The 19,037-nt window shown below is 71.2% G+C and carries 24 protein-coding genes; 11 read left to right on the top strand and 13 right to left on the bottom strand.

What is annotated here, in order from left to right:
- The coding region (locus tag GVN67_RS21970) for a histidine phosphotransferase family protein (protein ID WP_235035418.1) at nt 1-404 on the bottom strand (404 nt) is incomplete at its 3' end.
- A 160-nt stretch (nt 405-564) separates the two neighbouring features.
- On the opposite strand from GVN67_RS21970, the gene GVN67_RS21965 reads away from it, so the two are divergent.
- The 4 genes from GVN67_RS21965 to GVN67_RS21950 all read left to right on the top strand — a co-directional run bounded on the left by GVN67_RS21965 (nt 565) and on the right by GVN67_RS21950 (nt 2,991).
- Nucleotides 565-735: a DUF3553 domain-containing protein gene (locus tag GVN67_RS21965; RefSeq protein ID WP_159999472.1), complete on the top strand. Its 171-nt coding sequence runs from the start codon at nt 565-567 to the stop codon at nt 733-735.
- Complete coding sequence (locus GVN67_RS21960) at nt 735-1,487, top strand: sulfite exporter TauE/SafE family protein (protein WP_159999471.1); 753 nt, start codon at nt 735-737, stop codon at nt 1,485-1,487. The genes GVN67_RS21965 and GVN67_RS21960 overlap by 1 nt, the downstream gene beginning before the upstream one ends.
- Before the next feature lie 97 nt (nt 1,488-1,584).
- The gene (gene moaA, locus GVN67_RS21955) at nt 1,585-2,577 is read left to right on the top strand and encodes a GTP 3',8-cyclase MoaA (protein ID WP_159999470.1); all 993 of its coding nucleotides are present in this window, start codon (nt 1,585-1,587) and stop codon (nt 2,575-2,577) included.
- A gap of 3 nt (nt 2,578-2,580) precedes the next feature.
- Complete coding sequence (locus GVN67_RS21950; protein WP_159999469.1) at nt 2,581-2,991, top strand: hypothetical protein; 411 nt, start codon at nt 2,581-2,583, stop codon at nt 2,989-2,991.
- A gap of 54 nt (nt 2,992-3,045) precedes the next feature.
- Here the strand turns inward: GVN67_RS21950 and GVN67_RS21945 are convergent, their stop codons facing one another.
- The 3 genes from GVN67_RS21945 to GVN67_RS21935 all read right to left on the bottom strand — a co-directional run bounded on the left by GVN67_RS21945 (nt 3,046) and on the right by GVN67_RS21935 (nt 5,197).
- Complete coding sequence (locus tag GVN67_RS21945; protein ID WP_159999468.1) at nt 3,046-3,675, bottom strand: hypothetical protein; 630 nt, start codon at nt 3,673-3,675, stop codon at nt 3,046-3,048.
- The gene (locus GVN67_RS21940) at nt 3,672-4,307 is read right to left on the bottom strand and encodes a YjbE family putative metal transport protein (protein ID WP_159999467.1); all 636 of its coding nucleotides are present in this window, start codon (nt 4,305-4,307) and stop codon (nt 3,672-3,674) included. The genes GVN67_RS21945 and GVN67_RS21940 overlap by 4 nt, the downstream gene beginning before the upstream one ends.
- 248 nt (nt 4,308-4,555) lie before the next feature.
- Complete coding sequence (locus GVN67_RS21935) at nt 4,556-5,197, bottom strand: TerC family protein (RefSeq protein WP_159999466.1); 642 nt, start codon at nt 5,195-5,197, stop codon at nt 4,556-4,558.
- Nucleotides 5,198-5,390: 193 nt separating this feature from the next.
- Between GVN67_RS21935 and purB the strand changes: the two genes are divergently transcribed.
- On the top strand, nt 5,391-6,722 hold the full coding sequence (purB, locus tag GVN67_RS21930) for an adenylosuccinate lyase (protein WP_159999465.1): 1,332 nt from the start codon (nt 5,391-5,393) through the stop codon (nt 6,720-6,722).
- A gap of 169 nt (nt 6,723-6,891) precedes the next feature.
- On the top strand, nt 6,892-7,206 hold the full coding sequence (locus GVN67_RS29785; protein ID WP_200845346.1) for a hypothetical protein: 315 nt from the start codon (nt 6,892-6,894) through the stop codon (nt 7,204-7,206).
- A gap of 55 nt (nt 7,207-7,261) precedes the next feature.
- On the opposite strand, the gene GVN67_RS21920 is transcribed toward GVN67_RS29785, so the two are convergent.
- Nucleotides 7,262-7,567 (bottom strand): accessory factor UbiK family protein, encoded by a 306-nt coding sequence (locus tag GVN67_RS21920; protein WP_159999464.1) that lies wholly within the window; start codon nt 7,565-7,567, stop codon nt 7,262-7,264.
- A 118-nt stretch (nt 7,568-7,685) separates the two neighbouring features.
- Here GVN67_RS21920 and rfaD point away from each other — a divergent pair, with 118 nt between their 5' ends.
- From rfaD to GVN67_RS21895, 5 genes are all read left to right on the top strand, one after another.
- The gene (rfaD, locus tag GVN67_RS21915) at nt 7,686-8,675 is read left to right on the top strand and encodes an ADP-glyceromanno-heptose 6-epimerase (protein ID WP_159999463.1); all 990 of its coding nucleotides are present in this window, start codon (nt 7,686-7,688) and stop codon (nt 8,673-8,675) included.
- 10 nt (nt 8,676-8,685) lie between these two features.
- Nucleotides 8,686-9,492 (top strand): prolipoprotein diacylglyceryl transferase, encoded by an 807-nt coding sequence (lgt, locus tag GVN67_RS21910; RefSeq protein ID WP_159999462.1) that lies wholly within the window; start codon nt 8,686-8,688, stop codon nt 9,490-9,492.
- Between the two features lie 13 nt (nt 9,493-9,505).
- Nucleotides 9,506-10,522, top strand: coding sequence for a class I SAM-dependent methyltransferase (locus GVN67_RS21905; RefSeq protein WP_159999461.1), 1,017 nt, complete (start codon nt 9,506-9,508; stop codon nt 10,520-10,522).
- A complete protein-coding gene (pgeF, locus tag GVN67_RS21900; RefSeq protein ID WP_159999460.1) occupies nt 10,519-11,289 on the top strand; it encodes a peptidoglycan editing factor PgeF in 771 nt (256 codons plus the stop codon). The genes GVN67_RS21905 and pgeF overlap by 4 nt, the downstream gene beginning before the upstream one ends.
- Nucleotides 11,290-11,377: 88 nt before the next feature.
- Nucleotides 11,378-12,286 carry a hypothetical protein gene (locus tag GVN67_RS21895; RefSeq protein ID WP_159999459.1) on the top strand — a complete coding sequence of 303 codons (909 nt, stop codon included), beginning with the start codon at nt 11,378-11,380 and terminating at the stop codon, nt 12,284-12,286.
- 53 nt (nt 12,287-12,339) lie between these two features.
- On the opposite strand, the gene GVN67_RS21890 is transcribed toward GVN67_RS21895, so the two are convergent.
- The 8 genes from GVN67_RS21890 to GVN67_RS21855 all read right to left on the bottom strand — a co-directional run.
- The gene (locus GVN67_RS21890; RefSeq protein WP_159999458.1) at nt 12,340-12,927 is read right to left on the bottom strand and encodes a histidine phosphatase family protein; all 588 of its coding nucleotides are present in this window, start codon (nt 12,925-12,927) and stop codon (nt 12,340-12,342) included.
- A complete protein-coding gene (locus tag GVN67_RS21885) occupies nt 12,927-13,550 on the bottom strand; it encodes a glutathione S-transferase family protein (protein ID WP_159999457.1) in 624 nt (207 codons plus the stop codon). The genes GVN67_RS21890 and GVN67_RS21885 overlap by 1 nt, the downstream gene beginning before the upstream one ends.
- A 237-nt stretch (nt 13,551-13,787) precedes the next feature.
- A complete protein-coding gene (locus tag GVN67_RS21880) occupies nt 13,788-14,294 on the bottom strand; it encodes a F0F1 ATP synthase subunit B (protein ID WP_159999456.1) in 507 nt (168 codons plus the stop codon).
- Between the two features lie 11 nt (nt 14,295-14,305).
- Complete coding sequence (locus tag GVN67_RS21875; RefSeq protein ID WP_159999455.1) at nt 14,306-14,899, bottom strand: F0F1 ATP synthase subunit B'; 594 nt, start codon at nt 14,897-14,899, stop codon at nt 14,306-14,308.
- Nucleotides 14,900-14,973: 74 nt separating this feature from the next.
- On the bottom strand, nt 14,974-15,201 hold the full coding sequence (locus GVN67_RS21870) for an ATP synthase subunit C family protein (RefSeq protein WP_076959667.1): 228 nt from the start codon (nt 15,199-15,201) through the stop codon (nt 14,974-14,976).
- Between the two features lie 85 nt (nt 15,202-15,286).
- Nucleotides 15,287-16,042 carry a F0F1 ATP synthase subunit A gene (locus GVN67_RS21865; RefSeq protein WP_159999454.1) on the bottom strand — a complete coding sequence of 252 codons (756 nt, stop codon included), beginning with the start codon at nt 16,040-16,042 and terminating at the stop codon, nt 15,287-15,289.
- Nucleotides 16,043-16,065: 23 nt separating this feature from the next.
- Complete coding sequence (locus tag GVN67_RS29780; RefSeq protein WP_200845344.1) at nt 16,066-16,374, bottom strand: AtpZ/AtpI family protein; 309 nt, start codon at nt 16,372-16,374, stop codon at nt 16,066-16,068.
- A gap of 247 nt (nt 16,375-16,621) precedes the next feature.
- A partial coding sequence (locus GVN67_RS21855) for a bifunctional diguanylate cyclase/phosphodiesterase (protein WP_159999453.1) occupies nt 16,622-19,037 on the bottom strand: 2,416 nt, incomplete at its 5' end.

The raw sequence follows: 19,037 nt of genomic DNA, 5'->3' as shown, positions 1-19,037 counted from the left end.
GGGAGGCGCTGCCGCGCCGCCGCCGTCACCTGCACCACGCCGCCGCGCGGCAGCGCCTCCCCGGCCAGCATGGCGGCGACCAGCAGCAGCTGCGCCACCGGCGCCGGCAGCGCCGCGTTGGCCGGCAGCGCCGCGATGTCCAGCGTGGCGCGGCCGCCGGCCAGCATCCCCTCCAGCAGCGCCTCGACCTCCGCCACCGCCAGCGGCCCGGTCCCGGCGCCGCAGGCGGCGCGCCAGAATTTCAGCCGGCGGCGCAGCTCGGCGGCGGCGTCGCGCGCCAGCTCGCCCGCCTCGGGCTCCTCCGCCAGCAGGTCGATGGCGCCTGCCACCGTCCCCAGCGGCCCCACCAGGTCGTGGCACAACCGGGCGCAGAGGTCCTGCGCCAGCATCGCTTCCGCATCCATCGCCAGGTTCGCTCCGCTGTCCCGCCGCGCCCTAGCCCGCCAGCGCTTCACGGGGGGTTAACATCACGCTTCCGTGATTGAATCGCAGCATGGCGCGGGCTGGCCGGCGCCGCCAGCCTCCGTCACCTTCGCCCCCACCAACGAGGCCAGAACCCCGCCAATGACCACGCTCGAGCCCGGCATGCTGGTGCGCCACCCGACCCGGCCGGAATGGGGCGTCGGCCAGGTGCAATCGGTGGTCGGCCCCCGCGTCACCGTCAATTTCGAGCATGCCGGCAAGCTGCTGATCAACGCCGCCCAGGTCGCCCTCGACGTGGTCGACGCGCCGTGATGGCGGCCCTCGCCGAGGCCTGGGCCCAGCTCGGCTGGGGCGCCCTGGCCGTGGCCGCGCTGGCGACGCTGATCGCCGGCCTGATGCGCGGCTATTCCGGCTTCGGCACCGCCATCCTGCTGGCGCCGGTCTATTCGACGCTGTGGGGCCCGCGCGCCGGCGTGCCCGTCATGCTGCTGATGGAGCTCTTCGTCTCCGCCTACCTGCTGCCGCGCGCCTTCGCCCAGGCCAACCAGCGGGTGATCTTCTCGATGGGCGGCGCCGCCATCCTGGCCACCCCCTTCGGCGCCTATATTCTTTTCGTCGCCGATGGCGCGGTGCTGCGCCAGGCGATCGGCGGCTTCGTCCTGATCTTCGGCCTGCTGCTGATGTCGCCCTGGCGCTACCACGGCAGCCGCCCGCTCGGGCTGAACCTGGTGATCGGCACCCTGTCCGGCCTGCTGAAGGGCGCCACCGGCATGTCCGGCCCGCCGGTCATCCTCTACCTGCTCTCGGGGCCGGAGGCGGCGGCGCAGCACCGGGCCAACCTGATCCTCTATTTCGGGCTGATCGGCATCGTCGCCGTCATCCCGCCGCTCTGGGGCGGGCTGATCGGCTGGCCGGTGCTGCTGCTGACCGCGCTGATGCTGCCCGTGCTGCTGGCCGCCGTCCCGGTCGGCGCCCGGCTGTTCCACATCCTGCCCATCGCCTGGTACCGGCGCCTCGCCCTGCTGGCGCTGCTCGCCGCCGGCAGCTTTGCTCTGCTGGGCTGAGCCGACCCCTGGAGCCGCCACCCATGCGGCGCCCCTTGCATGCCGCCCCCCGGACCGCCCAAATGACAGGTCGTCGTATCCCGTCAGGAACTGCCCCATGATCGATCCGTTCGGCCGGCGGATCAGCTATCTCCGCGTCTCCGTCACCGATCGCTGCGACCTGCGCTGCGTCTACTGCATGGCGGAGGACATGAGCTTCCTGCCCAAGGCGGAGATCCTCAGCCTGGAGGAGCTCGAGCGCCTCTGCGCCGCCTTCATCGGCCTGGGCGTCGACAGGCTGCGCCTGACCGGCGGCGAGCCCCTGGTGCGCCGCGACGTCATGCGGCTGATCCACAATCTGGGCCAGCGCCTGGGCCCGGGGGGCCTGCGCGAGCTGACGCTGACCACCAACGGCACCCAGCTGACCAAATATGCCGAGGGCCTCTTTGCCGCCGGCGTCCGCCGCATCAATGTCTCGCTCGATTCGCTGGACCCTGCCGTCTTCAAGGCGCTGACCCGCTGGGGCGAGATCGGCAAGACGCTGGACGGCATCTTCGCCGCCAAGGCCGCCGGCCTGGCGGTCAAGATCAACGCCGTCGCCATGAAGGGCGTGAACGAGCAGGAATTCGACCGGATGATCGCCTGGTGCGGCGAGCACGGCTTCGACCTGACCCTGATCGAGACCATGCCGCTGGGCGAGATCACCGGCGAGCGCACCGACCAGTACCTGCCGCTGTCCCTGGTCCGCCGCGACCTGCGCCAGCGCTGGACCCTGGAGGACAGCGACCACGCCACTGGCGGCCCCGCCCGCTACATGACCATCGCCGAGACCGGCCGCCGCCTGGGCTTCATCACGCCCATGACCCATAATTTCTGCGAAAGCTGCAACCGGGTGCGTCTCACCTGCACCGGAACCCTGTATATGTGCCTGGGCCAGGAGGATGCCGCGGATCTGCGCGCCGTCCTGCGCGACCCCGGCATCGACGAGGACGGGTTGCGGGCGGCGATCGAGGCGGCCATCGCCCGCAAGCCGCTGGGCCATGACTTCGTCATCGACCGGCGTCGCTCCCGCCCCGCGGTGGCCCGCCACATGAGCGTGACAGGCGGCTGAGGCATGGAAATGGACGGTGTGCGGAATATCGTGGCGTCATTGTCCATCCCCGGCATGCCGGAATGGACCGGCCTGCTGCTGCTCTGCCTGGGACTGCTCTGCGCCGCCGCCTTCCTGCTGATGCCCTTCAGCGTCTTCGGCGTGAAGGCGCGGCTGGAGGCGCTGGAAGTGCAGCTGGACGAGATCCAGGGCGAGCTGCGCGAGATGGCGCTGCGGCTGCAGGAGCCCGCCCTGAGCCGGCGGCCGGCCGCCTCCACCGAGGAATGGGCGGAGCCGCCGACCCGCGGGCTGCCGGCCATGACGGCGCCACGGGAATCGCGGATCACCCCGCCAGTGCCGCCGCCGGCCGCCTGGCCGGAAGCCGGGCAGCCGCGGCGGGCGGAGCCGCGGCTCGATTGGCCGCGGCAGAAGTAAGACAAAAAGGCCAGGGGAAGGAATTCCCCTGGACCCCTTCTTTTCTCTGTCCGTTTAGCCGCGGGCGGCCTGGGCAATGCTCCGCGTGAAGGCGTCGGCATCCATTTCCGTCAGCAAGGCCTTCTGCCGCGCGGGCACGGCCACGAAGACCTTCAGGAAACGGCCGGCAGCCACGCCCACGCAAACCTGCTGCCACATCGCGCTGCGGCCATAGGTGCCCTCGATCACGGCGCATTGCATCGCAGCACCCCCGGGGACCTCCAGCACGTGGCGCGCGGTCTCGGCCATGCGGCGGCCAGGGGCGGGGCTGGTGGCCTCGGCCACGCCCTCCTCCAGCTTGCCGGTGACCACCGCGGCCGGGGTCGCCGGGGTCAGCACCGGCTGGCCATGCTCATACAGGATCACCGAGGCGATCGCGGCCCGCGCCGCCACCCCCGTCCGCGCCGGCGTGGCGTAATCCACCGCTCGGCCCTGGCCCGGGGCGCTGGCCTCCATGTCCGTCGTCATGCCGCGGCTGAACCCGCCCGCCTGTTCCGGCAGCCGGGCCAGCACGATGTCGTAGCTGGGCCGCTGCTGCGCGGCCCGGGCAGCGCCGGTCGCGGCCTCGTCGCCCGGCGCCACGCAGCCGGCCAGCAGGCCGGAAGCGGTCAGCGCCAGCCACAGGCCGGGGCCGGCCGCCTTCAATGCGCGGCCTCCGGTGCCGGCACGGGCAGTCCCAGCTGCAGAGCTGCATTCGCCATGATCACGCCCTCCCAAAGCAATTCAAAGCCGATATAGGCAATCAGCGCGACGCCGACATAGGCGATGATCTTGTAGCGATCCAGCAGCTTTGCCAGCAGCCCGCCCGCCAGGCCCATCATCACGATGGAGATGGCCAGGCCCACGACCAGCAGCGTCAGGTTGGAACGCGCGACGCCGGCCACCGCCAGCACGTTGTCCAGGCTCATCGAGACATCGGCCAGGATGATCTGCCACAGCGCCTGCAGCAGGCTCTTCTCCTCGGCCTCGCCCTTCGCCGACCCCTCCTCGCCGCCGCCATGGCGCAGCTCGCGGAAGAAGGTGAAGGCGATGTAGAGCAGCGCGGCGCCGCCCACCAGGTCGACCCACCACAGCGACAGCAGCAGCGTGGCGAAGATCGAGAAGACGATGCGCAGCACCGCCGCGGCCACCACGCCGAACAGCACCGCCTTGCCACGCTGATGCGCCGGCAGCCCCGCCGCCGCCAGCCCGATCACCACGGCGTTGTCGCCCGACAGGATGACATTCAGCCAGATGATCTCGGCCAGCGGGCCGAGCATGCCAGTCAGACTTTCCATCAAGGAATCCCCCGCTCACCAAAGCGCCAAGCCGCGCCGAAAAGGGCCGTTCTGGCCCCGCATTCCGGCGGCACGCTCTGACGGCGGGACCGCCCCGTCAAGGCGGCGCCCGGACCGCCCCGCGGCGGCCAGGTGACGGATTTGCAATGCGAATCCGGGGCGGGACCGGTTCCCGGCGTGGCCATGAAAAAGGGCCCGGCAGCCTGGCTGCCGGACCCCTTTTCGGGCGGGTCGTGTCGCGCGGCCGGTCAGCCCGCGGGGCGGCTGCCGCCGGTCAGGTAGGGCAGCACCTCGCCGCCGCCGGTCCACATCATCTGCAGCGCCACGTAGAGGATGACCAGCAGGCCAACCCAGGCGATCCAGCGATGCCGCTCGAGCAGCCGCGCGATGAAGGTCGCGGCGACGCCCATCAGCACCACCGAGATGGCCAGGCCGACCACCAGCACCCACAGGTGGTCCTTGGCGGCGCCGGCGACGGCCAGGACATTGTCCAGGCTCATCGAGACGTCGGCCACCAGGATCTGGATGATGGCGCTGCGCAGCGTCTTGCGCTCGCCCGGCTGCTGCGCCGCCAGCTCGGCCTCGGAAACCTCCGGCTGATGGCCACGCTGCAGCTCGCGGAACATCTTGTAGCAGACCCAGAGCAGCAGCACGCCACCGGCCAGCGTCAGGCCGACGATGGCCAGCAGCTGCGTGGTGATGGCGGCGAAGCCGATCCGCATGATGGTGGCGGCGGCGATGCCCCAGAAGATCGCCTTGCGGCGCTGGTCGGTGGGCAGGCCGGCCGCGGCCATGCCCACGACGATGGCATTGTCGCCTGCCAGCACGAGGTCGATCAGCAGGACCTGTCCGAGAGCGATCAGCTCCGGCATGAAAGCCGCCAAATCCATGAACGCTTGTCCCATTCCCGATGGTGAGCCCGGCGCATAAAGCCGTCGTCTCCATTGCACAACAGTCATGTCGGGGAAATGTCAACTTTGACACGTTTGGACGGTTGACGCAGGCAGGCCCGGCGGCCATTCCCCGCCCTCCCGGGCCGCGCGCGTGCCGGCCTCGCTAGCCCCCCGCGCAGGAGATCGGCCCATGGTGCCGCGCTATTCCCGTCCCGAAATGGCCGCCATCTGGTCCCCCGAGGCCCGCTACAAGATCTGGTTCGAGATCGAGGCCCTGGCCGCCGAGGCGATGGGCGAGCTCGGCACCATCCCCGCCGAGGCCGCCGCCCTCATCCGTCAGAAGGGCGGCCCGCGCGCCGCCGGCATCTCGGACGCCGATCTCGCGCGAATCGACGAGATCGAGCGCGAGACCCGGCACGACGTCATCGCCTTCCTGACCTGGCTGGGCGAGGGAATCGGCCCCGAGGCCCGCTTCATGCACCAGGGCCTGACCAGCTCCGACGTGCTGGACACCTGCCTGTCGGTGCAGATGGCCCGCGCGGCCGACCTGCTGATCGCCGACCTGGACGCCCTGCTGGCCGCGCTGAAGCGCCGCGCCATCGAGCACAAGCTGACGCCGACCATCGGCCGCAGCCACGGCATCCATGCCGAGCCCACCACCTTCGGCCTGAAGCTGGCCGGCCATTACGCCGAGTTCAGCCGCAACCGCGCCCGCCTGGTGGTGGCGCGTGAAGAAATTGCCACCTGCGCCATTTCCGGCGCCGTCGGCACCTTCGCCGCCGTCGACCCGAAGGTGGAAGAGTTCGTGGCCGAGAAGCTGGGCCTGGCCGTCGAGCCGGTCTCCACCCAGGTCATCCCGCGCGACCGCCACGCCGCCTTCTTCGCGACGCTGGCCGTCATCGCCTCCGGCATCGAGCGGCTGGCGACCGAGGTGCGGCACCTGCAGCGCTCCGAGGTGCGGGAGGCGGAAGAATACTTCCACCCCGGCCAGAAGGGGTCGTCCGCCATGCCGCACAAGCGCAACCCGGTGCTGTCCGAGAACCTGACGGGCCTGGCCCGCCTGGTGCGCGGCTACGCCCTGCCGGCGCTGGAGAACGTGGCGCTGTGGCACGAGCGCGACATCAGCCACTCCTCGGTCGAGCGCGTCATCGGCCCGGACGCCACCATCGCCCTCGACTTCGCCCTGTCCCGCCTGACCGGCATGATCGACAAGCTGACCGTCTATCCGGAGCGGATGAACGCCAATCTGGAAAGCCTCGGCGGCGTCGCCCACAGCCAGAAGGTGCTGCTGGCCCTGACCCAGGCCGGCCTGTCCCGCGAAGGCGCCTACCGCGCCGTGCAGCGCGCGGCCATGGCGACCTGGACGGCCCTCGGCTCGGAAGACGCCAAGACCTTCCGCGACAACCTGCTGCTCGACGCCGAGGTCTCCGAGAAGTTCGACGTGGCCACCATCGACCAGATCATCGATCCGCAGCGGGACTTCCGGCACGTGGAGACGATCTTTAAGCGGGTGTTTGGCTGACACGCCAAAAGTAAAGGCTGGGGGAAGGAATTCCCCCAGGCCCTCTTCTTTTTTCTGCTCTATTACAACTACTTATCGGGTTACCTGACACGCGGCTGTGAAGGCTCGGCCATGAAGCGGCCGGGTGTCCGCCACGGTTCTGCCTTACGGCGTGGCCATGTTTGGTGTCATGTCGAGGAGGAACCCAACCATGCCCGGCTTCCGCAATCTGGCGTTGATTGGCATGGCCGCGGTCGGCCTGGCGCTGGGGATCACCGCGCTGCCGGCTCAGGCCCAGGCGAATGACGGGGTCGTGCTGGTGCACGATCACTGGCGCCGTGGTGGCGGCCACGGCTACGGCCGGCCGCATTACTACCGCCCGCCCCCGCCGCCGCGCTATTACGGCTATGACCGCCCGCGGTACTACCAGCCGCCGCCGCGGGTCTACTATCCGCCGCCGCCGCGTTACTACCGCCCGCCGCCGCCCGTGTATTACGGCTACTGACAGACAGAAAAAAGAAGGGGTCCAGGGGAATTCCTTCCCCTGGCCTTGCTTTTGTTCAGACGGGCGCCCCCGGCGCAGCGTCCGTGGTCTTCTCGTTCAGCTTGGCCTCGAGCTTGGCGACCCGCTCCGCGAGGGCCGAGCTTTCCTCCCGCGCCCGCCGCGCCACTTCCAGCGCCGCGTCCAGGTCTTCGCGCCGGACCAGCTCCAGCTTCTGCACCATGATCTCGACCTGGGACTTGGCCATGGCTTCCACCTCGGCGCGGAGTCCCGCGACCACCGAGAAGGCGCCGCCGGCCATGCCGGCCAGGTCGTCGAAGAACTTGCCCCGGCGACCCGCGCCGCCTTCGGAACCGCTATCCATCTGCTGAACCCTCCATTTGCGGCGCAACTTGCCCGGCCCCGCGCCCGGCGCCTATACCCGGCGCGCCCGGCGGGCGACCATGCCCTCCCGCTCGCATTCTCGCGGAAGGTCTCCACGGATGTATCTGGTCACTGGCGGCGCCGGTTTCATCGGCTCCAACCTGGTCGCGGCGCTTTGTGAGCGGGGCGCCGAGGTGATGGTCTGCGACCGGCTGCGTTCGGGCGAGGAGGGGCGCGAGAAGTGGCGCAACCTGGCGCGCCACGACATCGCCGGCGTGCTGCCGCCGGAGCGGCTGTGGGACTGGCTGGCGGGCAACAAGCCCGAGGTCATCTTCCACCTGGGCGCGATCAGCGCCACCACGGTGCGCGACGGCGACCTGGTGGCCGAGAACAACCTGACCCTGACCCTGGCCTTGCACGATTGGTGCGCCCGCCACGGGGTGCGGCTGGTCTATGCCTCCTCGGCGGCGACCTATGGCGACGGGGCGGAGGGGTTCGACGACGACCCGGCGCAGGACGGGCTGGCCCGGCTGCGGCCGCTGAACCTCTATGGCTGGTCGAAGCACCAGACCGACCGGCGGATCGCGGCGCTGCAGGCGCGGGCGCAGCCGATGCCGCCGCAATGCGCCGGGCTGAAGTTCTTCAACGTCTACGGGCCGAATGAATTCCATAAAGGTCGCATGGCCAGCGTGGTGCTGCACAAGTTCCGCCAGATCATGACCGGGGCGCCGGCGACCCTGTTCAAGTCCGACCGCGACGGCATCGCCGATGGCGAGCAGCTGCGCGACTTCGTCCATGTCGACGATTGCGTCGAGGTGATGCTCTGGCTGCTCGACCACCCGGCGGCCAGCGGGCTGTTCAATGTCGGCACCGGCACCGCGCGCAGCTTCCTCGACCTGACGCGGGCGATCTATGCGGCGCTGGGCCGCACGCCGGAGATCGCCTTCGTCGAGATGCCGGTCGATCTGGTGGGCAAGTACCAGTATTATACCCAGGCGCGGATGGAACGGCTGCGCGCCGCCGGCTTCGACGGCAGCGCCACCAGCCTCGAGGATGGGGTGCGCCGCTACGTTCAGGACTTCCTGACCCAGCCCGATCCCTACCGCTAAGGCGCCTCTGATGCTCTTCGCCATCCCCTTCCCCGCGATCGACCCGGTGCTGGTCGAGATCGGGCCCTTCGCCATCCGCTGGTACGCCCTGGCCTATATCGCCGGCATCATCCTGGGCTGGCGGCTGATGCGGCGGCTGGTGGCGATGGCGCCGGTGGCGGCCAGCGCCGAGCAGATCGACGACTTCGTCACCTGGGCGGTGCTGGGCGTCATCCTGGGCGGGCGGCTGGGCTATGTGCTGTTCTACCAGACCGACCACTATCTCTCGGCGCCGTGGGAGGCGCTGTACCTGTGGAAGGGCGGCATGTCCTTCCATGGCGGGGCGGCCGGCGTCATCGTCGCCATCTTCCTGTTCTGCCGGCGCCAGGGGCTGAACGTGCGGCTGTTCGGCGACCGGCTGACCGCGGTGGTGCCGATCGGGCTGCTGTTCGGGCGGCTGGCCAACTTCATCAATGGCGAGCTCTGGGGCCGCACCAGCGACGTGCCCTGGGCCATGGTCTTCCCGCATGGCGGGCCGGAGCCGCGCCACCCCAGCCAGCTCTACCAGGCCTTCCTCGAGGGTTTCTGCCTGCTGGTCATCCTGCAGGTGCTGGTCCGGATCCCCGCCATCCGGGAACGCCAGGGCTTCGTCGCCGGCGCCTTCCTGGCCGGCTACGGCATCGCCCGCATCATCGGCGAGGTGTTCCGCCAGCCCGACGCCCAGTTGGGCTTCCTCTGGGGCGGCGCCACCATGGGGCAGCTGCTGTCGATCCCGATGGTGCTGGTCGGCGCCGGGCTGATGCTGGCGGCCCGCCGCCCGCAGCCGGCGGTGGCCTGACCATGGCCCGGCCATGAACCAGGACCCTCCCGAGAGGCTGGACCACTTCATGGCCCGCGCGGCGGCCGCCTATTACGCCGGCCGCGACCCCTTCGGCGCGTCGGGGGACTTCACCACCTCGCCCGAGATCTCCCAGGCCTTCGGCGAATGCCTCGGGCTGTGGTGCGCCGTGGTCTGGCGCGCCATGGGCCAGCCCGACCCGGTGCTGCTGGTCGAGCTCGGCCCCGGCCGCGGCACGCTGATGGCCGATGCGCTGCGGGCGGTGGCCACCGTCATGCCGGAATTCCGCGAATCGCTGCAGGTCCACCTGGTCGAGCAAAGCCCGTCGCTGCGGCTGACCCAGGCGCGCACCCTGCTGCCCACCGGCGCCGCGCCCTTCTGGCACGACAGCATCGACACCCTGCCCGAGGGCCCGGCGCTGATCCTGGCCAACGAGTTCCTGGACGCCCTGCCGATCCGCCAGTTCATCCGCCGCGGCGATGGCTGGATGGAGCGCTATGTCGCCGCCGGCGCCTTCGTCGAGCTGCAGGCCGAGGGCGCCCCGGCCTTGCCCGGGGACGCCCCCGAGGGCGCCGTGCAGGAGACCTGCGAGGCCGGCCTCGGCCTCGCCCGCCAGCTGGCGGCGCGAATCGCCGATCAGGGCGGCGCCGCGCTGTTCATCGATTACGGCCCGGGGCGCAGCGGCCCCGGCGACTCGCTGCAGGCGCTGCGCCAGCACCAGAGCGCCGACCCGCTGGGCCCGGCCGGCAGCGCCGACCTGACCGCGCATGTCGACTTCCAGGCCATCGCCACGGCCGCCCGGGCCGGCGGCGCCCGCGCCGAGGGCCCGCTGCCGCAGGGCATCTTCCTGCAGGGGCTCGGGCTGATCACCCGCGCCAGCATGCTGGCCCGCAGCCATCCGGCCAGCGCCGGCATGCAGCTTTCCGCCGCCCAGCGCCTGATCGCCCCCGAAGGCATGGGGCGGCTGTTCAAGGCGCTGGGGCTTTGCCACCCTGACCTGCCCACACTGCCGGGGTTCGAGACCGCATGACCGCCGAATTCCTGACCGCCGACCCGCTGGCCGGCCTGCCGCATGGCTTCTTCACCCGCCGCGGCGGCGTCTCCAGCGGCGGCTTCGCCTCGCTGAACTGCTCGCTGTCCGGCAAGGACGATGCCGGCGACGTCGCCACCAACCGGGCGCGCGCCATGGCCGCCCTCGGCCTGCCGCCCGAGGCGCTGTGCGGCCTGACCCAGGTGCATGGCATCGAGGTCGCGGTGCTGACCGGCCCCCTGCCGGACGGGTCCCGCCCGACGGCGGATGCCATGGTGACAAAGGTGCCGGGCCTGGCGCTGGGCATCGTCACCGCCGATTGCGGGCCGGTGCTGTTCGCCGACCGCGAGGCCGGCGTCGTCGGCGCCGCCCATGCCGGCTGGCGCGGCGCGGTGGCCGGCATGCTGGAGGCCACGCTCGACGCCATGGAGGGCCTCGGCGCCACCCGCAAGAAGATCACCGCGGTGGTGGGGCCCTGCATCCGGCAGGATTCCTACGAGGTCGGCGCCGATCTGCGCGACGCCGTGCTGGCGCGCGCGGCGGCCGATGCCCGCTTCCTGATCGCCGGCCGGCGCGACGACCACTGGCAGTTCGACCTGGCCGGCTATTGCGCCGCGCGGCTGGTCGCGGCCGGGGCCGGCACCGTCGCGGTGATCCCGGCCGATACTTTCGCCGAGCCGCAACGCTTCTTCAGCCATCGCCGGCGTATGCTGAACGGCGAGGGGCCGATCGGCCACCAGCTCTCGGCCATCGCGCTGCCGGGTTGAGCGCGGCCGCCCATGCCCTATCTGGTGATGTTCTGTCTGATGGTGATGCTGACCATGCTGGTTTCCTGTTTTGCGCTTATCTGACGTCTTGCGGCGTGTCCTGCTGCCGCTGGCCATGCTGGGCCTGCTCTCGGGCTGCGGCAGCTACTATTCCTACTGGGGCAATCCGGGCGGCGATTCGCCGCGGCTGATCCGGCCGCCGGCCTATCGCATCGCCGTGCCGCTGCCGACCCAGGCGCTGCTGACCGATGCCGGGGCGGAGCGCTTCTCCAACACCCTGGCGGAAGCCCTGCGGGTGGCCGAGGTGCCGGCGGTGGCCATCGCCGCGCCCTATCCGCTGGACTGGCCGCTGCGCGTCTCCGCCGAGCGGCGCGGCGACCGGCTGGTGCCGCGCTACGAGCTGCTGGATGCCGATGGCGAGTCGCTCGGCTCGGCCGATGGCGCGCCGGTGCCGCTGCGTGGCTGGGGGCTGGAGGAGGAGGCCGCCTTCAAGCAGGTGGCCGAGCGCGATGCCAGGCTGGTGGTGCAGCTGCTGGAACGCGTCGAGGCGGCGCGCAAGGCGAGCGACCCGGCGGCGCTGGCCGGCCAGGGCATCATCCGCATCCGGCTGGCCGGCGTGCGCGGCGCGCCGGGCGACGGCAACCGCAGCCTGAACGACCAGATGCGGAACTTCCTGACCCGGCTCGCCTATCTGCCGCAGGACAATGCCGAGGGCGCGACCTATGCCGTGCAGGGCCAGGTCGAGGCGGTCACCACCGGCGACAAGCAGCGGATCGAGCTGCAATGGATCGTGACGCGGCGGGATGGCTATGAGCTCGGCCGGGTGGTGCAGCTGAACGAAGTGCCGCGCGGCTCGCTGAACGGGCTGTGGGGCGATGTCGCCTATGTGGTGGCGGAGCAGGCGGCCAATGGCATCCGCGAGGTGCTGCGCAACGCCGCCCAGCCCCCCGAGATCACCAACCCGCAGACACCCCAGGCCACGGTGGTGCGGCCGTAGAGAAAAAAGGCCGGGGACCCTCGCGGATCCCCGGCCTTTTTTGTTCGCGGGCCTCAGCTCAGGTCGAGCGGTTCGAAACGCCAGGCCGTCTCGCCCTCGGCGGGGGGCGTCACCCACATCGGCAGGGCGTTGGGGGTGCGGATATTGGCCGGCAGCCCGGCCTCGGCGCGGAAGGCGCGCCACAGCGCGCCATGCGCCACCACCAGCACCGGCCCCGGCTGCGCCAGGCAGTGGTTGATGGCGGACACCGTCCGCGCGCGCAGCTGCAGGAAGCTCTCGGCCCCCTCGGGCGTGAAGCGGCCCTCGACCCAGTCGTCGAACCAGCCGGCCATGGGCTGGCCTTCCTGGACGCCGAAGGACACCTCGTGCAGCGGGCCGTGGATGGCGACCGGCAGGCCGAGGGCGGCGGCCGCCGTCTCGGCCGTGGCCTTGGCCCGGCCCAGCGGCGAGGCCACCACCGTGGCGATCTTCCGCCCGTCCACCGCCTGGGCGGCAAGCGCCGCGGCGGCGCGCCCGGCCTGGGCGATGCCGACCGCGTTCAGCGGGATGTCGACATTGCCCTGGGACAGGCCTTGGGCGTTCCAGTCGGTCTCGCCGTGGCGGAGGAACCAGAAAGGCTTTTGGATCAGCGCCTCGGGCATCAGGCGGCGAGGCCTTCGGCGGCCAGCGCGCGCTGCACGGCGGGGCGCGCCAGCATGCGGGCGAAGTGGGCGGCGACCTTGGGCGGCAGGGTCATGCTCATGCGCTTCACCGCCCAGTAGCTGACGAAGAACAGCGCCGGATCGGCCACCGAATAGCCGGAGGGCAGCAGCCAGTCGCCGCCCGCCCACTGCTTCTCGATGACGGCGAAACCCTTCTCGGCGAGGGTCTTGCCCTGCTCGATGACCTTGGGCGCATCGGCCTCGCTGGGCGCGAAGCGGGCCTGGTTGAACAGCCGGGAGAAGCCCTGCGGGTGGATGGTGCCGCAGACGAAGTCCATCAGGCTCAGCGCCTGGGTCTGCTCGTCCAGCGCCGCCGGCCACAGCTTGCTGCCCGGGTTGCTGTTGGCCAGCCAGAAGGCGATGGCCGGCCATTCGGTCAGCGCCGTGCCGTCGTCGCGGGTCAGCGCCGGCACCTTGCCCTTGGGGTTGATCGCCTGGAATTCCGGCTTGTTCTGCGCGCCTTCCTTCAGCAGGGTCGGCACCGCCTCATAGGGCGCGCCGATCTCTTCCAGGAGGACATGGATGCCGAGCGAGCAGGCACCGGGGGAGAAATAGAGCTTCATGGCGTGTTCCCGTGGTCGCGGCCGGCTTGGAGCGCGTGATTCACGCCTGTCGGCGAGTCCGTCGCAGACGATCACGCATCAAGGGCGGCCAGGATGCTGGGCGCCGAGCATCGGCGCCGCGGCGACAGGGCGCAACCCGGCCTCCGTGAATTTCTGGGCGCGGTCGCGACGGGGCGCCGGGCACAAAAAAAGGGGCCCACCGGGCCCCTTCTCGACGTCTGGCGATGGCCAGGAACATCAGGCGGCGCGCAGCGCCCGCGGCAGGTCGGCGACCGCCGCATCGATCAGCTTGGCGTCGCCGGCGGCGTCCAGCTGGCTGGCGATGACGTCGCGGGCGGCGGCGGTCGCGATGGTGGCGGCAGCCTGGCGGACCTCGGCGAGCGCCCCGCTCTCGGCGGCCTGGATGCGCTCCATGGCCATCCGCTCGCGGCGGCGGGCGGCGGCCTCGGCCTCGGCGGCGGTGGCGGCGGACAGGCGCTCGGCCTCGGCCTTGGCGCGGGCGATCAGCGCCTCGCCCTCGGCCAGCGCCGCGGCGCGGTCGGCCTCGGCCTGGCGGCGCAGCGCCTCGGCCTCGGCGCGCAGGCGGGCGGCCTCATCCAGCTCGGCGCGGATCTTGTCGGCGCGGGCGTCGAGGGCCTCGGTCGCCTTGGCCCAGACCAGCTTCGCGACAAGGGCCGCGAAGATGACGAAGGAGACGGCGACCCAGAACTTCGGGTCCAGCCAGAAATGCTCGTAATGGTGCATGGTGACCTCCCTTACGCCTTGCCCTGGGCCGCCAGCGCGCGCTCGACGGCGCTGGAGACGGCAGCCTCGTTGCGGATGCCGGTCAGGCGGGCCACCAGCGCGTTGGTGGTGTCGGTGGCCACCTCGCGCAGCGCGCCCATGGCGGCGTCGCGGGCGGTGTTGATGCGGGCCTCGGCGCTCGCGATCTGCTCGTTCAGCTTCGCGTTCAGCGTGGCGGCGCGGGCGGCGGCCTCGGCCTGGGCGGCGGCGCCGGCGGCGGCGATGGCGGCCTGGCTCTCGGCGCGGGCCTTGGCGGTGGCGGCCTGGTGCGCCAGCAGCGCGACATCGGCCTCGGCCTTGGCGGCGCGGGCGGCCTCGAGGTCGCCCTCGATGCGGTTGCGGCGCTCATCCAGCACGGCGGTGGCGCGCGGCAGCACGATGGCGGACAGCACGTAGTAGAAGACGCCGAAGATGATCAGCAGCCAGATCACCTGGGCCAGCATCAGCGGGTTGCCGAAATCCAGCTGCGGCATGCCCCCCTCGGCCGCCATGGCGGCGGTGGAGACGGCGGTCATGGCCAGCGCGGCGAGGCTGAGCCTGGTGGCTTTGGTGGTCGCGGACTTCATCTTCTGCATCCTCAGGCCGTTCACCCTGTAGTCGATCGGCGCGCCGGCCTTGCGGGCCAGCGCGCCGGCCGGGATCAGGTGAACAGGATCAGGAAGGCGATCAGCAGCGCGAACAGCGCCACGGCTTCCGTCAGGGCGAAGCCCAGGATGCCGATCGGGAAGACGGTGTCGCGCGAGGCCGGGTTGCGGGCAACCGAAGCGATCAGCGTCGAGAAGATGTTGCCGAGCGCCAGGCCCACGCCGAACAGGGCGAGGACGGCGATGCCGGCACCAATGGCCTTAGCAGCAAGCACGATTTCCATCAGAGTAATCCCTTCGCTGATCTGATGTTGGTCCGCCGAGCGCGGGTCCCGTAGCGACGTGGCCCCCTTGTGGGGACTGGCCCCGTCAGTGCAGGTGCACCGCGTCGTGCAGGTAGATGCTGGTCAGGATGGCGAACACATAGGCCTGCAGGAATGCGACCAGGAGCTCGAAGCCGACCAGGAGAACGTTCACGGACAGGGGCAGCAGCGCCACCACCGGGCCGAACCAGCTGAGGCCGCCCAGCAGCACCACGAAGGTGGCGAACACCTTCAGCAGCACGTGGCCGGCCACCATGTTGGCGAAAAGACGAACCGAGAGGCTGATCGGGCGCGAGAGGTAGGAGACCACCTCGACCGGCACGATGATCGGCGCCAGCCACAGCGGCGCGCCCTCGGGGAAGAAGTAGCCGAAGAACTTCTTGCCGTGCAGGGCCAGCGCCACGACCGTCGTCACCAGGAACACCAGGAAGGCCAGACCGAAGGTCACGGCGATATGGCTGGTATAGGTGAAGGCGAAGGGCAGCAGGCCGATCACGTTGCCGAACAGCACGAACATGAACAGGGCGAAGACGAAGGGGAAGTAGCGCTTCCCCTCGTGGCCCACCTGTCCGGCGACAAGGTTCTCGACGAATTCGTAGAAGGTCTCGGCCAGGGCCTGGAAGCGGCCCGGCACCACGGCGCGCGGCGCCATGCCCCAGGCCATCAGCGCCACGATCACCACGCAGGCGGCGAGCATATGGGCGTTGGACTGGGTGAAGTTCACCGCCGCGCCAATCGGCCCGAAGGCGTGCGTCAGCTCGAACTGGCTCAGCGCGTCGATCGTCTTGCCTTCGGCGGCCACTGCGGCTCTCCCGTATCCGGTGCTTATCTCGGAGCGCCATTCCGCGGGTTGAACAGCCGATAGACGTTCAACACCCCAGCCGCGCCGCCCACCACGAAGAACAGCATGAAGAGCCAGGGAAACGTGCCAAGGCTCCGATCCAGCAGCCAGCCGAGGCCCGCGCCCGCGATCAATGCGGACACCACCTCGACACCGGCACGCATGCCGACCCGCAGCGCACTGCCGGCCAGTCCCGAGGAACCGCCCGCCGCTGCATCGGCATCCGCCTTGTCCAGTCCCCGCTTCTGCCGGGCCTGGCGCAGGCGCGCATCGAAATCGTTTTGCTCGTTCACCCTTGCTCCCGCTGCGGTTTCCCCCGCCGGAAGGCTGGACGGCTCGTAAGGGGGCGTTCATGTGGTGTCAAGTGCGCGAGGCCGGCGAGGCGGGTGAAACCCCTGTCGCCGACGGGGTTTCGGGCCAGCCAGCCGCTGGTCCCGCCAGGCCCGACCCGGTCATGACAGGATGCAGGTTACCCCCGCCCCCGCCCCCGCCGAAGCGTTATTTTCAGTCGTTCCGCGCTCGATGGGGCGGGACGGCGCGTCAGGCCAGGCTGGAGTCGGCGGTGGCCAGGGTGCCGGACTGCGCCAGCTGGGTCAGCGCCTCCGCCGTCATCGGCCGCCCCAGCAGGAAGCCCTGGGCGGCGTCGCAGCCCAGGCGGCGCAGCGCCGCCAGCTGCTCCGGCGTCTCGACGCCCTCGGCCACCACCTTGGCCCCCAGCCCATGCGCCAGGCGCAGGATGGTCTCGACGATCCAGCTGCTGTTGTCGTCCTCGGCGCGCAGGTCGTGGACGAAGGCGCGGTCCACCTTCAGCACGTCGAAGGGCAGGTGCTGCAGATAGGCCAGCGACGAGTATCCGGTGCCGAAATCATCCAGCGCCACCCGCACCCCCAGCCGGTGCAGCGCCTGCAGCGCCGCCTGGGCGGCCTCGGCGTTGCGGATGAAGACGCCCTCGGTCAGCTCGATCTCCAGCAGCTGCGGCGGCAGGCCGCTGCCCGCCAGCGCCTCCGCCACCAGCTCCACCGCCTGGTCGGAGGCGAAGAGCGCGGCCGAGAGATTGACCGCCACCGCCATCTCCACCCCCGCCGTCCGCCAGGCCAGCGCCTGGGCGCAGGCGGCGCGCAGCACGTAGCGGCCCAGGGTGGCGGCCATGCCGGCCTCCTCGGCGACGGGGACGAACAGCGCCGGCGGGATGGCGCCGCGCGCCGCGTGGTTCCAGCGCAGCAGCGCCTCGCAGCCGATCGGCGCGCCGGAGGTCAGGCTGAACTTCGGCTGGTACAGCAGGTGCAGCGCATTGCCGTCCAGCCCCTCGCGCAGCTCCGCCTCCATCTGGCGGCGCTCCTGCAGGGCGGTCTCCATGCCGGGGTCGAACAGCATGGCGCGGCCCCGCCCCTCGGCCTTGGCGCGGTAGAGGGCGACATCGGCGCGCTGCTGCAGCAGCTCCACCGTCTGGCCATGCGCCGGGCCCATCGAGGTGCCGACGCTGACCCCGCTCTCGATGGTGCAGCCCTCGATCTTGAAGGGATGCGCCATGGCGCGGACCAGCCGGTCGCCCATGCGGGCGGCATCCCCCGGGCCGGTGACATCGGCCTGGATGATGGCGAACTCGTCGCCGCCGATCCGCGCCAGCGTGTCGGAGCGGCGCAGGCACCCGCGCATCCGCTCGACGGCGGCCAGCAGCAGCTTGTCGCCCAGCGGATGGCCCAGGCTGTCGTTGATCGCCTTGAAGCGGTCGATATCGACGCAGTGCAGCGCGAAGCCATGCCCCATCCCGGCGCGCGACTTGGCCAGCATGGTGTTCAGCCGCACGGCGAAGAGCAGCCGGTTCGGCAGGTCGGTCAGCGGGTCGTGCTCGGCGAGATGCCGCACCCGCTCCTCGGCCAGCTTGCGGTCGGTGATGTCGAGGGCGATGAACACCACCCGGCCGGCCGCCCCGCTGCCATCGGGCACGGCCACCGCGGTGGTCAGCAGGGTGCGCTCCTCGCCCTCCTGGTTCTGCAGCGCGCGCTCCTGGAACGGCAGCGGCCCGGCGCTGGCCAGCGCCAGCTCCAGCCGGCCATGCTCGCCGGGCGGCACGTGGCGGGCGGCGGCGCCGTGGAAGCGCGCATGCGCCTCGTTCATGAACAGGTGGCGGCCGAAGCGGTCGAAGGCGCTGATCATCGCCGGCAGGCTGTCGATCAGGGCGCGCAGCGTCCGCTCCGCCTCCGACTGGCGCTCGGCCGCGGCCTTGGCCGAGCCCAGCGAGCGCCGCGCCCGCCGCGTCTCGGCGATCAGCAACACCACCAGCAGCCCGACCGAGACCAGCATGCCGGCGCCCGAGGCCAGGAAGGTCCAGTTCAGCCGGCGCATGCCGCCCACCGCGATATCGGCGGCCTGCAGCCGGTCCTGGTGCATGTGCAGGTTGGCGATGCGCAGCCGTTCCTGCACCACGCCGATCTGCGGCAGGATGCGGCGATAGGCGTCGCGCTCGCCGGCGAAGAGCAGCACCATCTCGCGCTCGATCGCCGCCATCGCCTGCAGCATGGCCGGCAGGTTGTTGCGGATCCGCTCGAGCTGGGCATATTCGCTGGGCCGGTCGCCGCTGCCCAGCAGCAGGACGCGGCTATAGACGACCTCGAACTGCTCCTCGAGCTGGGTCGGGCCGATCTCGCCCATCATGTAGGTGCGCAGCGACGCGTCGAACAGCGCCGCCTCCACCCCCGCATGGCTCGACATCCACAGGCCGGAGCGCTGCATCCGCGCCTCCAGCCGGTACTGCGCCGCGGCGTTGAACATCGACACGCCGAGCGAGACGAAGAACAGCAGCGCCGCGATGCCGAGGCCGAGCTGCACCGAGCGCCGGCCATGCCGGGCGGCCGCCAGCAGCCGGGCCAGCGACTGCCGCAGGCGCGGCCGCTCGGGCGCCGGGGCCGAGCATGGCGCCGAGCCTGGCGCCTGGGCGGCGTGGGGGGCGGCGTGG

The organism is Roseomonas sp. 18066 (genome assembly GCF_902706185.1).
Taxonomy (GTDB): domain Bacteria; phylum Pseudomonadota; class Alphaproteobacteria; order Acetobacterales; family Acetobacteraceae; genus Pseudoroseomonas.
Note: the sequence above shows the minus strand (reverse complement) of the source record. Positions and strands in the feature narration are given on the sequence as shown.

Coding starts and splice junctions, on each gene's coding strand:
- GVN67_RS21965 (WP_159999472.1), top strand. CDS start 565: ATGACCACGCTCGAGCCCGGCATGCTGGTGCGCCACCCGACCCGGCCG.
- GVN67_RS21960 (WP_159999471.1), top strand. CDS start 735: ATGGCGGCCCTCGCCGAGGCCTGGGCCCAGCTCGGCTGGGGCGCCCTG.
- moaA (WP_159999470.1), top strand. CDS start 1,585: ATGATCGATCCGTTCGGCCGGCGGATCAGCTATCTCCGCGTCTCCGTC.
- GVN67_RS21950 (WP_159999469.1), top strand. CDS start 2,581: ATGGAAATGGACGGTGTGCGGAATATCGTGGCGTCATTGTCCATCCCC.
- GVN67_RS21940 (WP_159999467.1), bottom strand. CDS start 4,307: ATGGAAAGTCTGACTGGCATGCTCGGCCCGCTGGCCGAGATCATCTGG.
- GVN67_RS21935 (WP_159999466.1), bottom strand. CDS start 5,197: ATGGATTTGGCGGCTTTCATGCCGGAGCTGATCGCTCTCGGACAGGTC.
- purB (WP_159999465.1), top strand. CDS start 5,391: ATGGTGCCGCGCTATTCCCGTCCCGAAATGGCCGCCATCTGGTCCCCC.
- GVN67_RS29785 (WP_200845346.1), top strand. CDS start 6,892: ATGTCGAGGAGGAACCCAACCATGCCCGGCTTCCGCAATCTGGCGTTG.
- GVN67_RS21920 (WP_159999464.1), bottom strand. CDS start 7,567: ATGGATAGCGGTTCCGAAGGCGGCGCGGGTCGCCGGGGCAAGTTCTTC.
- rfaD (WP_159999463.1), top strand. CDS start 7,686: ATGTATCTGGTCACTGGCGGCGCCGGTTTCATCGGCTCCAACCTGGTC.
- lgt (WP_159999462.1), top strand. CDS start 8,686: ATGCTCTTCGCCATCCCCTTCCCCGCGATCGACCCGGTGCTGGTCGAG.
- GVN67_RS21905 (WP_159999461.1), top strand. CDS start 9,506: ATGAACCAGGACCCTCCCGAGAGGCTGGACCACTTCATGGCCCGCGCG.
- pgeF (WP_159999460.1), top strand. CDS start 10,519: ATGACCGCCGAATTCCTGACCGCCGACCCGCTGGCCGGCCTGCCGCAT.
- GVN67_RS21890 (WP_159999458.1), bottom strand. CDS start 12,927: ATGCCCGAGGCGCTGATCCAAAAGCCTTTCTGGTTCCTCCGCCACGGC.
- GVN67_RS21885 (WP_159999457.1), bottom strand. CDS start 13,550: ATGAAGCTCTATTTCTCCCCCGGTGCCTGCTCGCTCGGCATCCATGTC.
- GVN67_RS21880 (WP_159999456.1), bottom strand. CDS start 14,294: ATGCACCATTACGAGCATTTCTGGCTGGACCCGAAGTTCTGGGTCGCC.
- GVN67_RS21875 (WP_159999455.1), bottom strand. CDS start 14,899: ATGAAGTCCGCGACCACCAAAGCCACCAGGCTCAGCCTCGCCGCGCTG.
- GVN67_RS21870 (WP_076959667.1), bottom strand. CDS start 15,201: ATGGAAATCGTGCTTGCTGCTAAGGCCATTGGTGCCGGCATCGCCGTC.